This is a genomic window from Microtetraspora niveoalba (genome assembly GCF_001570405.1).
In the GTDB taxonomy this organism is placed as follows: Bacteria; Actinomycetota; Actinomycetes; order Streptosporangiales; family Streptosporangiaceae; genus Microtetraspora; species Microtetraspora niveoalba.
Map to the genome: position 1 here is coordinate 87,512 of NZ_BBYM01000003.1, position 14,736 is coordinate 102,247.

Sequence of the window (14,736 nt, forward strand, 5' to 3'; positions counted from 1 at the left end):
GATTCAGGCGCGGGCGCGCTCGCAGCCGCAGTCGCCGGTGATGCGGACCTCGTGCTCGCCGGCGTCGCGGAAGATCGCCGCGCCGGGCGTGGCGCCGGACAGCGCGTCCGCCGCGAGGATCACCGCCGCCGCGGTGTAGGCGGAGCGCTCGTGCGGGAAGTGCTTCTCGTTCACGAACTGCCAGCCCGTCCAGTACGAGCCGTCCTCGTGGCGCAGGTGCTGCATGTCGGCGAAGACGCTCAGGGCCCGGTCCTGGTCGCCCGTCGCGTCCAGGGCCAGCACCAGCTCGCACGACTCGGCCCCGGTCACCCAGGGCTGGTCGGAGACGCAGCGCACGCCCAGCCCCGGAACGACGAAGGTGTCCCACTCCTCGGCGAGGCGCTTGTCGCCGGCCGCCCCGCGTACGGCTCCGCCGAGGACCGGGTAGTACCAGTCCATCGAGAAGCGGCTCTTGTCGGCGAACGCCTCCGGGTGCGCGGCGAGCACGTGTCCCAGCCGGTCGGCGGCCAACTCCCAGTCCGGCTGCGGGTCGCCGAGCCGCTCGCCCAGCAGGACGCCGCTGCGCAACCCCTGATAGATGGACGACGAGCCGGTGAGCAGCGCGTACGCCGCCGGGACACCCCGCGCGTCGCGCTCCCACACGATCTCGCCGCGCGCCGTCTGCAGCTCGACCACGTAGTCGAGGGCGCGGGTCACCATCGGCCACACCGAGGCCGCGAACGCCTCGTCGCCGGTCACGAGCAGGTCGTGCCAGACCCCCACGGCCACGTACGCGGCGTGGTTGGACTCGCCGCCCTTCTCGACCGCCTCGCCGCCCGCGACCTTCATCGGCCACGAGCCGTCCCCGCGCTGGTGCCGGGAGAGCCAGTCGTAACCGCGCCGGGCCTCCTCGCGGAGCCCGGCCACGGTCAGTGCCATCAGGCATTCGACGTGGTTCCACGCGTCGATGTGGCCCTCGGGCCACGGCACGCCGCCCTCGCCGTCCTGGACCGCCGCGATGCTGCGCGCGGTGGCCACCACCTGATCCGCCGTTATCACTCCCGGGACGGCGGGGACGCTCATACGGGCTTCCGGACGTAGACGACCACGCTCTTGCCGATCAGGGGGTTGAGCAGGGCCTCCGCGATCCGGGTGGCGGCGGGACGCTTCATGATGTCCCATACGAGAAGCTCGTGGTACGCCTTGGCGAGCGGATGGTCGTCGTTGTTCACGCCCACCGCGCACTTGATCCACCAGTACGGCGCGTGCAGGCCGTGCGCGTGGTGGTGGGAGCCGACCTCCAGTCCGGACGCCTTGAGCTTGGCCTGGAGCTCGGCCAGCGTGTAGATCCTGATGTGCCCGCCGGGCGCGGTGTGGTAGTCCTCCGACAACGCCCAGCAGATGCGTTCGGGGAGGAAGCTGGGCACCGTGATCGCGGCCCGCCCTCCCGGCTTGAGCACGCGGACGATCTCGCGCATCGCGGCCATGTCGTCGGGGATGTGCTCCAGCACCTCGGCCGCGATGACCCGGTCGAAGGACGCGTCGGGGAACGGCATGGCGAGCGCGTCGCCGACCACGGTGTCGCCGGAGGCGCCCGGAGGGATCTGCCCCTCCTTGTCCATCGCGGCGAACATCGCGGCGACGCCTTCGAGCTCGGCCGCGTCCATGTCGAACGCCACCACGTCGGCGCCCCGGCGGAGCACCTCGAAGGCGTGCCGGCCGCCGCCGGCGCCGAGGTCGAGAACACGGTCGCCTGGCCCGACGGGCAGCCGGTCGAAGTCGACGGTCAGCACTCCTGCCTACCTTTCCTGATCATGGGCATCCGGTCCGGCTACGTGACGGGCGCGCGGGGTACGGGGGGAGGGCCGTGCGCGGCGCGGTGCTACGAGGCGGCGGCCGTATGGGCCGCGATGGCCTCGCGGTAGGCGTCGACGGTGCGCTGCGCCACCACCGGCCACGCGTAGCGCTCCATCACGCGCTCGTAGCCCCTGCGGCCGACCTCCGCGCGCTCCTCCGGCGAGTCGAGCAGGCGGCGCAGTACGGCGGCCAGCTCCTCGGGGTCGCCGGGCGCGACCTGGACGGCGGCGTCCCCGACCACCTCGGGCAGGGCGCCCGTCCTGGACGCGACGAGGGGGGTGCCGCTCGCCATGTGCTCCACCGCCGGGAGCGAGAAGCCCTCGTACAGCGAGGGCACGACCGAGACCTCGGAGGTGGCGATCAGCTCGGCCAGCTCCTCGTCCGAGATGCCGTGCAGGAACCGGACCCGGTCGTGCAGGGAGAGCTCGGCGACCAGCTTCTCGGTCGGGCCGCCCGGGGTGGGCTTGCTGACCACGGTCAGGTCGACGTCGCGCTCGGTGGCGAGCTTGGCGACCGCGCGCAGCAGGGTCGAGACGCCCTTCATGGGGGAGTCCGCGCTGGCGACGGCCACGATGGAGCCGGGCCGCTTCGGCAGGTGGGGGCGCGGGTGGAAGAACCGGGTGTCCACGCCGAGCGGGATCAGCCGCATGTTGGACTGGGGCACGTTGAAGTCGCGGTGGATGTCTGCGAGGGACGACTCGCTGACGGTGAGGATCGGGCTGAGCCGCGGGGCGACGATGCTCTGCATCCGGACGAATCCGTACCAGCGGCGCATGGAGAGCTTTTTCCAGCCTTTCGCGGCCTTCAGCTCGATGCGCCGGTCCACGCTGATCGGGTGGTGGATGGTGCCGACGACGGGGAAGAGCTTCTGGATCCCCAGCAGGCCGTACCCGAGGGTCTGGTTGTCCTGGACGACGTCGAAGTCGCCCTGGCGCTTCTTGAGCTCGCGGTACACCCGCAGGCTGAAGGTGAGCGGCTCGGGGAAGCCGGCGGTCCACATCGTGGCGACCTCGAGCGCGTCGATCCAGTCGCGGTACTCGGCGAGTTTCGGCGTCCGGAACGGGTCGGCGTCGTCGTAGAGGTCGAGGCTCGGGACCTTGTTGAGGACGACGCCCTCGTCGAGCTCGGGGTACGGCTGGCCGGAGAAGACCTCGACGTGGTGCCCGAGCGCGACCAGCTCGCGGCTGATGTGGCGCAGGTACACCCCCTGGCCGCCGCAGGTGGGCTTGCTGCGATAGGACAGCAGCGCGACTCGCAGGCTCTCCGCCAAGGGGCACCCCTCTCCAAGCTGTGCCCCCCTTGGGGCGCCGTAAAGATGACCTTAACCTGCGGACGCTACCGAGGGGTATGCCGAGGTGAAATTGGTCTCTTCCCCTGCCTTCACATGGTGCGAAGTGCGGAGTTAGCTTACCCGAATGTGGTTCGGTGGAACACGTTCTAGTCTCATCGCCGTGTCGCGACTGCGCTCAGATGGGGGCAGAGGGGTACATTCGCCTCTCATAGCTGCTTTCACCGCTATCTCATGCGGACTTCGGAGAATTCGGGTGCCCCCCGATGCGAGGAGGATCCCTTGGCCAGGCGTGCGCTGATCACTGGCATCACCGGCCAGGACGGCTCGTATCTCGCCGAACACCTGCTTCGCGAGGGATACGAGGTGTGGGGGCTGGTGCGCGGCCAGGCGAATCCCCGGGTCTCGCGCGTGCGCCAACTGCTCCAGGACGTCCGGCTCGTCCGGGGCGACCTGCTGGACCAGGGGTCGCTGATCTCGGCCGTGGAGAAGGTCCAGCCCGACGAGGTGTACAACCTGGGCGCCATCTCGTTCGTCCCCATGTCGTGGGAGCAGGCGGAACTGACCGCCGAGGTCACCGGGATGGGCGTGCTCCGGATGCTGGAGGCGATCCGGGTCTGCTCCGGGATCACCGCCTCCCGCGGCGCCGGTTCCGGCCAGATCCGCTTCTATCAGGCTTCGTCCTCCGAGATGTTCGGCCAGGTGCGGGAGACCCCGCAGAACGAGCGCACCCCGTTCCACCCCAGATCCCCGTACGGCGTGGCCAAGACGTACGGGCACTTCCTCACCCAGAACTACCGCGAGTCGTACGGCATGTACGCGGTGTCGGGCATCCTCTTCAACCACGAGTCCCCGAGGCGCGGGGCCGAGTTCGTCACCCGCAAGGTCAGCCTCGGCGTCGCCCGGATCAAGCTGGGCCTGGCCGACGAGCTGCGGCTCGGCAACCTGGAGGCCCGCCGCGACTGGGGCTTCGCCGGCGACTACGCCCGCGCCATGCACATGATGCTCCAGGCCGCCGAGCCCGAGGACTATGTGATCGGCACCGGCCGGACGCAGTCCGTACGGGAGCTGGTCGAGGCGGCCTTCGGCGCGGCGGGCCTGGACTGGGAGCGGTACGTCGTGTGCGACCAGGCCCTGCACCGCCCGGCGGAGGTGGACCTGCTCTGCGCCGACCCGAAGAAGGCGAGGACGCAGCTCGGCTGGGAGCCCACGGTCACGTTCGAGGAGCTCGTCGCGATGATGGTGGAGGCCGACCTCAACCTCCTCGCCGGAGGCGGCGACCCCCACCAGGACTCCTCCTGGCCCTGAGATCCCCGGTGGGCGCTCCTCGGCCGTACCGGCTCGTGGAGCGCCCGGGTCCCGGATGTCAGCGCAGGGTGACCGGCAGTGACTTGATGCCGTTGATGAAGTTGGACCTGAGCCGGGACGCCTCACCCGCCTGGGCGATGTTCGGGAAGCGCTCGGACAGGACCTCGAAGAGCACCCGGAGCTCCAGTTTGGCCAGGTGGTTGCCGAGGCAGAAGTGCGCCCCGCCGCCGCCGAACCCGATCTGCGGGTTGGGGTCCCGGCCGATGTCGAAGACCTCGGGGTCGGCGAAGACGTCCGCGTCCCGGTTCGCCGACGCGTAGAAGATCACCACCTTGTCCCCTTCGGCGATCTTCTGGCCGCGGATCTCCGTGTCCGCCGTGGCCGTACGGCGGAACAGGTTCACGGGGGACACCCAGCGCACGATCTCGTCGGCGGCGGTCCTGGCGAGCGCGCGGTCGGCCACCAGGCGGGCCCACTGCTCCGGATGCTGGAAGAACGCGAGCATCCCGCCGGTCGCCGCGTTGCGGGTGGTCTCGTTGCCCGCGACGATCAGCAGCAGCACGAACAGGTTGAACTCGTCCTCGGTGAGCACCTCGCCGCTGTCGTTCGGCTGGATGAGCCTGGTGACGATGTCGTCGCGCGGATCCTCCCTGCGGGCCGCCGCCAGCGTCCCCGCGTACGCGTAGACCTCGGCCGCGGCCGCCTGGCCCTCCTCCGGCGTGGTCGCGTAGTCGGGGTCCTCGGCCCCGATCAGCCGGTTGGACCACTCGAAGATCTTGTCCCGGTCCTCGACCGGCGCGCCGAGGAGCTCGCAGATCACGTACAGCGGCAGCGGCGCGGAGATGTCGGTGACGAAGTCCAGGTCGGGCTTGCCCTCGGCCTCGTCGATCAGGCGGTGGCAGATGTCCCGGATGTGCTCTTCGAGCAGGGAGATCACGCGGGGCGTGAAACCGCGGTTGACGAGGGAGCGCCTGCGCGTGTGCTCCGGCGGGTCCTGGTTGAGCATCATCATCCGCTGGAGCTCCTGCTCCTCCTCCGGCAGCTCGTTGAAGAGCGACAGACGGCGCGCGGACGAGAAGAGGTCGGAGTGCCGGGAGACGTGCACGACGTCCTCGTGCTTGGTCACCGCCCAGAAGCCCGGCCAGCCGAGCTCGGCGTCGCCCTCGTGCCAGAACACCGGGGCGTTGTCCCGCAGCCACTTGAGCTGCTCGTGTGGCACACCGTGCCGCGCGTAGTAGTCCTGGTCGACGACATTGATTTGCACAGGAGTCACCTACTGGGGAGATGTGGCCTGGAGATCGGCATCGTGTCAGCGGGGGTGGGGCCGGCCGGGTGAAGCGGCTGGGGGGTGGCCGGCGAACTGGATCGAAGGGGTGGATCGGCGGGGCGGCGGTCGGCGGGGTGGATCGGGGGTGGATCGGCCGCGCGCTCCGCCGGTGTCGTTCTTCCGATCAAGCGCTTGGCAGATTTCTTTTCTGGAACGTGTTCTATTACGAGGCGCTCCGACAGTCAAGGAAGCACCGCCTCCCACGATGCCCGTACGGAGGTCCACCTGGCGACGGAGCGCCGAAGAACGTGCGTCCGCCACCGCGTCAACGGATGGCCGGGCTTGTGCCGAGCGCCTCGGCGCTTTTGCGGACGGCCGCGGCAGGGGGCGGGCGATCCACAAGGGCGGCGCAGGTGAAGACGACACGCCGGCTTCGTCTCATGCCGTGGCCGCCGGGCCGGCCGTCCGTCCCCGATCTGAACTCGGCTCGGCAGTGCCGTCCGAGGTCGTTTCGGTTTTGGTGTAGAGGACATCGCGAGCCTGCTCCGCGGCGCGGATGAGCCCTTCGCTGACGAAGTCGAGGAAGCGGGCGACGTTCTCGAGGCGGGTGGCGGCCGGGGTGCCGCGGCCGAGGATGTCGACGCCCTGCCGTGCGGTCTCGACCATCTGGGCGTTGTCCCGGGCGCTGCGGATCATCGACTGGTACCAGAGGTCGTCGTCGACGACGTAGCGCTCGCGGCGGCGTTCGTCGCGTTCCCGGCGGACGAGGTCCAGGCCTTCGAGGAACGTGATCGCTTTGGAGATGGACGCCGGGCTGACCTGGAGGCGCTGGGCGAGTTCGGAGGCGGTGAGGCTACCGGTGTCGGTGGTGTAGAGGCAGCCCAGCACCCGGGCCATCATCTTGGGCAGGCCCGAGGTCATGAAGACGGTGGTGAGGGTCTCCTGGTAGTCGCGCACGGCCTCGGCGTCGCGTCCGTGGGGCTGCGGGCGTGCCTGCGGCCCCCGGGGTGTCGCCTGCCCGCGCCGGTGCGTGCGCTGCTGGGTGGCGCGGTGGGCCAGGTCGGCGCGGTAGCCGGTGGGGCCGCCGTTCCTCGTCACCTCACGCGTGATCGTGGAGGTCGGGCGGTCGAGACGTCGGGCGATCTCGGCGTAGGCGAGGCCGTCGGCCAGTCCTGCCGCGATCTGGTGGCGCTCCTGCTGGGTGAGCCTGCCTCCCGGCATCACGACCCCCTTCATGCCCCACGGGTGCTCCATGGCGCCGCTCGGTGTTCCCTGACGCCCCAACCATAGCGTTCACCTTCACTGCATTGCAACGGCTAACCCTCTCGTCGTTGCGTTAAACGAGAGGCTGTTGCAATGATTATTGTGTTGTGAGCTGCATAAAGGCTGCCTCTACGCAAAGATTTGGTTGTCGAGATTCGGAAAGCAACGTAGCGTTTCCAATGTTCGAAACAACGGGACGCGCAAGTCGCGCAAGCCGCAAGGAGAGCACGATGCAGAAGTTCGTCACCCCCGCCCCGATCTCCGCCGTCCTGGACATCCCCGCTGGGCGCGTCCAGGTCATCGCCGCGGACCGGGCCGACACCACGGTCGAGGTCCTGCCCGCGGACGCCTCGAAGGGCCGCGACGTGAAGGCGGCGGAGCAGACCACGGTCGAATACGCCGACGGAGTTCTGCGGATCGAGACTTCGGCGAAGAACCAGTACCTCGGCCCCTCCGGATCCATCGAGGTGACGGTCCGGCTGCCCGCCGGTTCCCGGGTCGAGGCGAAGACGGCCGGCGCCGAATTCCGGGCCGTCGGACGCCTCGGCGACGTCGCCTTCGACGGCGCGTACCGCGAGATCAAGCTGGACGAGGCCGCGAGCGTCCGCCTCACCGCGCTCGACGGCGACGTCGAGGTCGGCCGGCTCAACGGCCCCGCGAAGATCAGCACTGCAAGGGGCGATATCCGGATCGCCGAGGCCGTGCGCGGCAGGGTCGTGCTCCGCACTCAGTCCGGCGACATTTCGGTCAGCGCCGCCGCCGGAGTCTCGGCCTCCCTGGATGCCGGCACCGGACACGGCCGCATCAGCAACGCACTCAAGAACGACGGCGCCGCCGAGCTCGACATCCACGCCACCACCTCCCACGGCGACATCGCCGCCCGCAGCCTCTGAGGAGCAGCACCATGACGAACCTGGCCATCGCCGCGAACGGGCTGCGCAAGTCCTACCGCGACAAGGACGGAGACAAGGTCGTGCTCGACGGCGTCGACCTGGCCGTCCCCGAAGGAACGATCTTCTCCCTGCTCGGCCCCAACGGCGCCGGAAAGACCACCACCGTGCAGATCCTGTCCACGCTGATCCGGGCGGACGGCGGCCAGGTTCAGGTCGCGGGATACGACCTGAACCGCCAGGCCGACGATGTGCGCGGCGCGATCGGGGTGACCGGGCAGTACTCGGCCGTCGACAAGCTGCTCACCGGCGAGGAGAACCTGCTCCTCATGGCCGACCTGAAGCACCTGCCGAAGCGCGAGGGCAAGCGGAGGGCCAAGGAGCTGCTTGAGAAGTTCGACCTGGTCGAGGCGGGCGGGAAGCCCGCCGCCACCTACTCGGGCGGCATGCGGCGCCGGCTCGACCTGGCGATGACCCTGGTCGGCGACCCGCGCCTGATCTTCCTGGACGAGCCCACCACCGGCCTCGACCCGCGCAGCCGACGCTCCATGTGGGGCATCGTCCGTGACCTCGTCAAGAACGGCGTCACGATCTTCCTGACCACTCAGTACCTGGAGGAGGCCGACGAGCTCGCCGACCGGATCGCCCTCCTCGACCACGGGCGGCTGATCGCCGAAGGCACCGCCGAAGAGCTCAAGCGGCTCATCCCCGGCGGCCACATCGAGCTCACCTTCGCCGACACGCACCTGCTCGAGGCGGCCCGCCACCTCGTCGGCGCGGGGACCGGCGCCGGAGCCGCCGCCCCCGAGGCGCTCACCCTGCAGGTGCCGAGCGACGGCAGCGTCGGTGCGGTCCGCGAACTGCTCGCCCTGCTGGACGAACGCTCGATCGACGTCGCCGAGATGCGCGTCCACACCCCCGACCTCGACGACGTCTTCCTCACCCTCACCGGCCGGCAGCAGAAGGAGTCCCTCCGATGAGCACCCTCACCCTCGCCGCGCGCGACTCGTCCACCATGGTCCGGCGCCAGCTCAGGCGCCTGCTCCGCTACCCCTCCATGACCGTCCAACTGGTCGTCACGCCCGTCATCCTCCTGCTCCTGTTCGTCTACGTCTTCGGCGGAACCCTCGGCGACGGCCTCGGCGGCGGACCCGGCGGCCGCGACGCCTACGTCAACTACGTCGTCCCCGGCATCCTGCTCATGGCGGCCGCCACGGCCGCGACCGGAACCGCCGTCATGGTCGCCACCGACATGACCGAGGGCATCATCGCCCGCTTCCGCACCATGCGGATCTCCCGGGCGTCGGTCCTCACCGGCCATGTCGTCGGCAGCGTCATCCAGCAGCTCCTCGGCATGGCCGTTCTCATCGGGATCGCCCTGGCGATCGGCTTCCGCCCCAACGCCACCCCCGTCGAATGGCTCGCCGCCGCCGGCCTCCTCACCTTCTTCGTCGTGGCCATCACCTGGCTCGCGGTCGCCCTCGGGCTGAAGTCCCCGACCCCCGAAGCCGCCAGCAACGCCCCGATACCCCTGGTCTTCCTGCCCTTCCTCGGCAGCGGCTTCGTCCCCACCGACTCCATGCCCACCGTCCTGCGCTGGTTCGCCGAGTACCAGCCCCTCACCCCGATCATGGAAACCGTCCGCGGCCTCCTCCTCGGCACCCCGATCGGCAACAGCGCGGCCATCGCCACCGCCTGGTGCGCCGCCATCGCCGCCGCCTCCTACCTCTGGGCCAAGAGCACCTTCAACAAGGCCTGACCATGAACCGGGCGAACAGGGCCGTCAGACCAGCGGGTCTGACGGCCCTGAGCCTTTCCACGTACCGCATCCGTACGGCGTCGAGCCGGCCGCCGGGGACGTGGTGATCAGCGAGCTCATCCACAGCCTCGGGTTTATCCCCAGAACCGTTTTCGGTCTCCTGGGGCCGGGTCGCCGGATCGGATGCTGGGCCTCGATGTCGATCGGACCCAGGAGGAGCACATGATCCCCGTCATGCTCGCCGTCAAGCTCGGCACCGCGGCCATCGCCGGCGTGACGATCACCGGCCCTGCGCCGGGAGTCCCGGAGACCTCCGTAGACGGCAGGGCGGCCCCGCGTTCCTGCCCGCCGCCTGAGCCGTCTGGCCGGCCCGCGGACGCCACGTCCTGGCCGGAAGGCTCCGCCGAGCGGTCGCCGGACGGCCGCCACCCCCGACGATTCGAGGGGGCCGCCCGCTCGCCTGGCGTACGTGGCCGGGCGGGCCGCGCAGCGGCCATACGGTCTCCGGCGACCATCCGGCGTTCACGCGGTGCCGGCCTGCTCGGCGGCCGCTCTGGACCGCCGGTCGCCGGTGCGGGTGAGGAAGGCTTCGTCCGATGGGTGGAGCGGGTGGAGCGGTGGCTGGTCGGGCCGGAGCGATGGATGCCACCAGCGGAACGGAGCGGCGCCCCGGCGGCACACGGCCGGTGGGCGAGGCCGTTACCGGTCGGCTCCTGGCTCCTGCGGCCCTATATCCGCACGGCATCTTCCCGGATCTCCGTGTCCGGCCCCTGGCACGCGCGCATACCGGCCCGCCTCGACCCCTTCGAGGTCTGCTTCCTCGCCGGGGACCACGCTTCGACCGACTGGGCCGTTGGAACGCCGACGGCTGAGTCCGGACGGCCGACCGCGACCGTTGGGTGGCAGGAGGGTCGGCTGCTGGATCCGCCCGTTCCGGATGTATGGGTGGCAGGCGAGCGCAGGCGTCTCGAGCAGATTCCGGGTGTCGTCACGCAAGCCGCGGGTGCTCTCGACCTCGGCGTGCGGATCTCGGTGGGGCAACTCGCCGAGGCGCGAGCCCGGGACACATCGATTCCAGGGGGAGAGGGGATCGGAGGTGTCCGGCGACATGACGCCGAGATCGCGAGCCCGGTAGGAACCCATGCGGCTGAGACACAGCGAGAGCCCCACCCAGGTGAGACATGGGGAGAGCCGCACGCGGGCGAGATGTGGGGAGACACCCGCGCGAACGAGACATCCGGCGAGCCGGCACCGGAGACCCCCGCCGAGCCGGCGGGCAAAACGGCGGAGACAACCGGTGAGGCAGCGGGGGCGGGGACGGCGGCGCCGGGCGAGGTCACCTCGAAACCCGGTGAGATCCCACCGAGGGGGACAGAAGCCCAGAGTGGGTCGCTGACGGAGACGCGCGGCGACGTAGCGCTCAAGGCCGCGGAAAGCTGGCTCGGCACGCCGTACACCTGGGGCGGCGGAGTGGCCGGCGGCCCGAGCAAAGGGGTCGGCAGGGGAGCGGCGCGGGTCGGGTTCGACTGCTCGGGCCTCGTGATGGCGGCATGGGGGAGGGCCGGGGTCGAGCTCGGCCACTACACCGGCACCCAGTTCCGTCAGGGGCGCAGGGTCGCCCTCAGTGATGTGCGTCCCGGAGACCTCATGTTCTTCGGCGGCGGTGCGGGTGCTCCCACACATGTAGGGATGTACGCCGGGGACCGCATGATGATCCACGCTCCGAAGACGGGTGACGTCGTCAAGAAGGTGAACGTCCTCGACTCCCGTCACTACATGACGACCTTTCGCGGAGCGGTCCGCCCCGGCTGAAGTGAATGGGAGCGAGCGATGTCAGAGCGCCTTGCGGAGCCACTCCTCCACGCCGGCCACGTGCACGGTCGCCCAGGCTCTGGCGAGCTCCGGCTGGCGGCCGGCGATCGCCTCGTAGATCGCGACGTGCTGCTCACGTGTCTTGCCGAGCGCGCCTTCCTGAGTGAGGCCGCGCCAGACCCGCGCCCGGGTGGTCGGCCCGGAGAGGCTTTCGATCAAAGAGCACAGGACGGCGTTTCCGGCGCCGGCCGCGATGTGCTGGTGAAACTCCAGGTCGTTGGCGACGAGCTGTTCGATGCTTGGATCCGCCGGAAGCGACTCGAGGATCCCGCGAAGCTCCTTGACACCGTCCTCGGACATGTTGGTGGCCGCCATGGCTGTCGCGGCCGGCTCCAGGATGCGCCGCACCTCCAGGAACTGCAGGACCGTGTCGTCTCGGTGGAAGTCCACGACGAAGGACATGGCATCGAGCAGCAGGTTCGGCTGGAGGCTGGTGACATAGGTGCCGTCCCCCTGCCGGACGTCCAGGACGTTGATGAGGGAGAGGGCGCGCACCGCCTCACGCAGGGAGTTCCGCGACAGGCCGAGCCGCTCCGCAAGGTCAGCCTCCTTGGGGAGCCGGTCACCAGGGGCGAGCTCGCCCGAGATGATCATTTCTTTGATCTTGTCAATCGCCGCGTCGGTGACCGCCACGCCACGCACCCCATCAGAGCCCCAGCTCGGGCTCCTAGACATCCGATGTCTCCAAGTGTAGGGCCGAGATCGCACAGCGGCTCCCACTGCTTCGGCCTCAGCCGGCCAGGGCGATCCGCGGCGCACGATCCTGGCCGCCGCCCTGGCCGGCGCATGGCGAAGGCCGCCGTTTCGGCAGCCGGCTCAGCCGCCGGGTCAGAACCTCTCTCAGGAGGTGCCTCCTTCCGGGATGGAGAGGCGAGGCGCAGGAGTCGTGGAGTCGGAGACGGCGGGGTTGGGAGCGCGACCGGGGCCGGGTCGGGCTGAAGTCCGGCGGAAGCCACGGGCGGAAGCTGGGAGCGCGGGAAACGGGAGCCGGGGGACAACGCGGTGAGCCGCGGGCGGATCGGGAGGTGGGGCTGGGAGTTGGGCCGGTCGGCCGGACGCTCGTGGTGCTGCGGGGGAGTGCGGGGTGGGTCTGGGGCTGGGAACGGCGGCGAGGCGGTGGAGCCGCGGGTGGGGGGCTGGGGTGCGGGGCCCTCGGGCGAGTGGGAGCGGGTCGATCTGGGCGGGGACGGAGGGTGATCAGGATGTCAGAGGCGCTCGATGATCGTTGCGGTGGCGAGCGCGCCTCCGGCGCACATCGAGATGAGTGCGGTGGACGAGTCGGATCGCTCCAGCTCGTGCAGCGCCGTAGTGATCAGGCGGGATCCGGTGGCGCCCACCGGGTGGCCCAGCGCGATGGCGCCTCCGTTGACGTTCACGCGGTCCATGTCGGGCTCGTGCACGGACGCCCACGACAGGACGACCGACGCGAACGCCTCGTTCACCTCGAAGAGGTCGATGTCGTTCGCCGTCATGCCCGTCTGCGCGAACACCTTGGCGGTCGCGTCCACGGGCCCGTCGAGGTGGTAGTACGGCTCGCTGCCGACCAGCGCCTGGGCCAGGATCCGTGCGCGCGGACGCAGGCCGTTCCGAGCGGCGGTCTCCTCGCTCATGAGCAGCACGGCAGCCGCGCCGTCGGAGATCTGCGAGGACGTGCCGGCGGTGTGCAACCCGTTCTCGCCCAGCACCGGGCGGAGCCGGGCGAGCCCTTCGACGGTCGTTTCGCGCAGCCCCTGGTCCTGGACGACGGTGCGCATCTCGCCGGTCGGCTGCCCGTCCTCCCCGAGCACGGGCGCGGTCACCGGGATGGTCTCGCGCTCGAACCGGTTGTCGGCCCATGCCTTGGCGGCGAGTCGCTGCGACCGGGCGCCGAAGGCGTCCAGCCGTTCACGGGTGAGGCCGCGCCGCTGCGCGATCCGTTCCGCCGCCGAGAACTGGTCGGGGAGGTCCAGCGACCAGTCGTCAGGCCGGGGCCGCTTGGGCTGGACGTTGCTCATCAGCGGCTGGCGGCTCATCACCTCGACGCCGCAGGCGATGCCCACGTCGATGACACCCGCCTGGATCATCGCGGCCACCAGGTGAACCGCCTGCTGGGACGACCCGCACTGTGCGTCGATCGTCGTCACTCCGGTCTGGTACGGCAGGCCGGCGTAAAGCCAGGCGTGCCGGCCGATGTGCCCGCCCTGCTCGCCCGCCTGCGTCACGCACCCGGCGAAGACCTGGCCGACGATCGTCGGATCGATGCCGGATCTCGCGACCAACCCCTTGAGCGCGGTCGCCAGGACAGCCTGCGGTTTCAGGCCGGCGAGCCAGCCGTTCCGCTTCCCGATCGGAGTGCGTACCGCCTCGACAATCACCGGCATGCCCACGGTGACCTCCTCCGTCTCAGAACCTTGTTCCAGTTTCGGACTGTAACTGGTTCCATATTTCGGTGGAAGGTCGGGGGCGGGTCAGAAGTCCATCAGCAGCCGGGCGGAGACGATCTCGAGCCGGTGCTGGATCTGGTCGTACGTCCGCAGTCCCCGGAGCATTTCGAGCAACTCGTGTACCCACACGCTGGCCAGCGAGTTCGCGAGGGTGAGCTGGTCCTCGGTGGCCAGCTCCACGGTGAGCCCTTCCCCGGCGACGCGGAGCAGGAGCTTGGCCATGCGGTCACCGAACGGCGTCTCCACCTCGGTCATGATCAGCGACCGGAGCAGCGCGTCGGCGAGCTCCGGCTCGCGCATCAGCCCTCGGGTGGCGCGCATCAGAACGTCGACGGCACGTCCGGAAGCGGTCGGCGCGCTCGGCGGGCGGCGCTGGATGCTGGACTCCAGCAGGTCGATCTCCTCGCCCACGACGGCTACGACGAGATCCATCTTGGACGGGAAGTAGCGGTAGAGCGTGCCGAGCGCGACGCCCGCCCGCTCGGCGACGGTCCGCATCTGCATGGCCTCGACGCCGCCGCGCGACGCGAGCGCGGCGGCGGCCTGCACGATGCGCTTGCGCCGCTGGAGCTGGCTTCGGGTGCGGGCGCCGGGCGCGGTCGCGGCGGTCGGCTGGTTCTCCACGCTGGCTGCCCCTTCCGGGCCCGGCGTCGCGGCCTCTATGACGGCATGCGGGATACGCATAAGAACACGTTATCTGACTTCTTCCCCAGCCGGATTGTTACTCACCAGTCACAAGGAAGCTCTGTCTTGCACGTCTTTCTTGTTCCCGTCGGATCTTCTGACCGATCGGAGAGAGCATGCACTGGACAGAGATTAGACCCTGTTCT

Annotated in this window: 13 protein-coding genes; 5 read left to right on the forward strand and 8 right to left on the reverse strand. The window is 70.1% G+C overall.

The features are described 5' to 3' along the window. Positions 1–3: 3 nt before the first annotated feature. The 3 genes from AWQ70_RS01885 to AWQ70_RS01895 form a co-directional block, all read right to left on the reverse strand. A complete protein-coding gene (locus tag AWQ70_RS01885; protein ID WP_067169245.1) occupies positions 4–1,062 on the reverse strand; it encodes a glycoside hydrolase family 15 protein in 1,059 nt (352 codons plus the stop codon). Further along, positions 1,059–1,772, reverse strand: a complete 714-nt coding sequence (locus tag AWQ70_RS01890) for a class I SAM-dependent methyltransferase (protein WP_067169248.1) — start codon at positions 1,770–1,772, stop codon at positions 1,059–1,061. Before AWQ70_RS01890 ends, AWQ70_RS01885 begins: the two co-directional genes overlap by 4 nt. Before the next feature lie 89 nt (positions 1,773–1,861). Next, a complete protein-coding gene (locus AWQ70_RS01895; protein WP_067169251.1) occupies positions 1,862–3,106 on the reverse strand; it encodes a glycosyltransferase family 4 protein in 1,245 nt (414 codons plus the stop codon). A gap of 300 nt (positions 3,107–3,406) precedes the next feature. Between AWQ70_RS01895 and AWQ70_RS01900 the strand changes: the two genes are divergently transcribed. After that, on the forward strand, positions 3,407–4,432 hold the full coding sequence (locus AWQ70_RS01900; RefSeq protein WP_067169254.1) for a GDP-mannose 4,6-dehydratase: 1,026 nt from the start codon (positions 3,407–3,409) through the stop codon (positions 4,430–4,432). A gap of 58 nt (positions 4,433–4,490) precedes the next feature. Here AWQ70_RS01900 and AWQ70_RS01905 read toward each other — a convergent pair whose 3' ends face one another. After that, on the reverse strand, positions 4,491–5,696 hold the full coding sequence (locus AWQ70_RS01905) for a cytochrome P450 (RefSeq protein WP_218004379.1): 1,206 nt from the start codon (positions 5,694–5,696) through the stop codon (positions 4,491–4,493). Between the two features lie 441 nt (positions 5,697–6,137). Continuing rightward, on the reverse strand, positions 6,138–6,920 hold the full coding sequence (locus AWQ70_RS01910) for a GbsR/MarR family transcriptional regulator (RefSeq protein WP_067169702.1): 783 nt from the start codon (positions 6,918–6,920) through the stop codon (positions 6,138–6,140). Between the two features lie 272 nt (positions 6,921–7,192). Here AWQ70_RS01910 and AWQ70_RS01915 point away from each other — a divergent pair, with 272 nt between their 5' ends. From AWQ70_RS01915 to AWQ70_RS38520, 4 genes are all read left to right on the forward strand, one after another. Beyond that, a complete protein-coding gene (locus AWQ70_RS01915; protein ID WP_067169260.1) occupies positions 7,193–7,855 on the forward strand; it encodes a DUF4097 family beta strand repeat-containing protein in 663 nt (220 codons plus the stop codon). A gap of 11 nt (positions 7,856–7,866) precedes the next feature. Then, positions 7,867–8,832 carry an ATP-binding cassette domain-containing protein gene (locus AWQ70_RS01920; RefSeq protein ID WP_067169263.1) on the forward strand — a complete coding sequence of 322 codons (966 nt, stop codon included), beginning with the start codon at positions 7,867–7,869 and terminating at the stop codon, positions 8,830–8,832. Then, positions 8,829–9,611 carry an ABC transporter permease gene (locus tag AWQ70_RS01925; protein WP_067169266.1) on the forward strand — a complete coding sequence of 261 codons (783 nt, stop codon included), beginning with the start codon at positions 8,829–8,831 and terminating at the stop codon, positions 9,609–9,611. The genes AWQ70_RS01920 and AWQ70_RS01925 overlap by 4 nt, the downstream gene beginning before the upstream one ends. A 1,206-nt stretch (positions 9,612–10,817) precedes the next feature. Then, positions 10,818–11,423: a C40 family peptidase gene (locus AWQ70_RS38520; RefSeq protein ID WP_067169269.1), complete on the forward strand. Its 606-nt coding sequence runs from the start codon at positions 10,818–10,820 to the stop codon at positions 11,421–11,423. Between the two features lie 21 nt (positions 11,424–11,444). Here AWQ70_RS38520 and AWQ70_RS01935 read toward each other — a convergent pair whose 3' ends face one another. The 3 genes from AWQ70_RS01935 to AWQ70_RS01945 form a co-directional block, all read right to left on the reverse strand. Beyond that, entirely contained in the window at positions 11,445–12,116 is a 672-nt protein-coding gene (locus AWQ70_RS01935; RefSeq protein ID WP_067169270.1) for a FadR/GntR family transcriptional regulator, read from the reverse strand. A 572-nt stretch (positions 12,117–12,688) separates the two neighbouring features. Next, positions 12,689–13,849 carry a steroid 3-ketoacyl-CoA thiolase gene (locus AWQ70_RS01940; protein ID WP_067169273.1) on the reverse strand — a complete coding sequence of 387 codons (1,161 nt, stop codon included), beginning with the start codon at positions 13,847–13,849 and terminating at the stop codon, positions 12,689–12,691. An 81-nt stretch (positions 13,850–13,930) separates the two neighbouring features. Next, positions 13,931–14,590, reverse strand: a complete 660-nt coding sequence (locus tag AWQ70_RS01945) for a TetR family transcriptional regulator (protein ID WP_174552357.1) — start codon at positions 14,588–14,590, stop codon at positions 13,931–13,933. Between the last annotated feature and the right edge of the window lie 146 nt (positions 14,591–14,736).

Bases quoted from the DNA above. Each gene is read 5' to 3' on its own strand.
- AWQ70_RS01885 (WP_067169245.1), bottom strand. From the start codon at position 1,062: ATGAGCGTCCCCGCCGTCCCGGGAGTGATAACGGCGGATCAGGTGGTG.
- AWQ70_RS01910 (WP_067169702.1), bottom strand. From the start codon at position 6,920: ATGCCGGGAGGCAGGCTCACCCAGCAGGAGCGCCACCAGATCGCGGCA.
- AWQ70_RS01915 (WP_067169260.1), top strand. From the start codon at position 7,193: ATGCAGAAGTTCGTCACCCCCGCCCCGATCTCCGCCGTCCTGGACATC.
- AWQ70_RS01920 (WP_067169263.1), top strand. From the start codon at position 7,867: ATGACGAACCTGGCCATCGCCGCGAACGGGCTGCGCAAGTCCTACCGC.
- AWQ70_RS01925 (WP_067169266.1), top strand. From the start codon at position 8,829: ATGAGCACCCTCACCCTCGCCGCGCGCGACTCGTCCACCATGGTCCGG.
- AWQ70_RS38520 (WP_067169269.1), top strand. From the start codon at position 10,818: ATGTGGGGAGACACCCGCGCGAACGAGACATCCGGCGAGCCGGCACCG.
- AWQ70_RS01945 (WP_174552357.1), bottom strand. From the start codon at position 14,590: ATGCGTATCCCGCATGCCGTCATAGAGGCCGCGACGCCGGGCCCGGAA.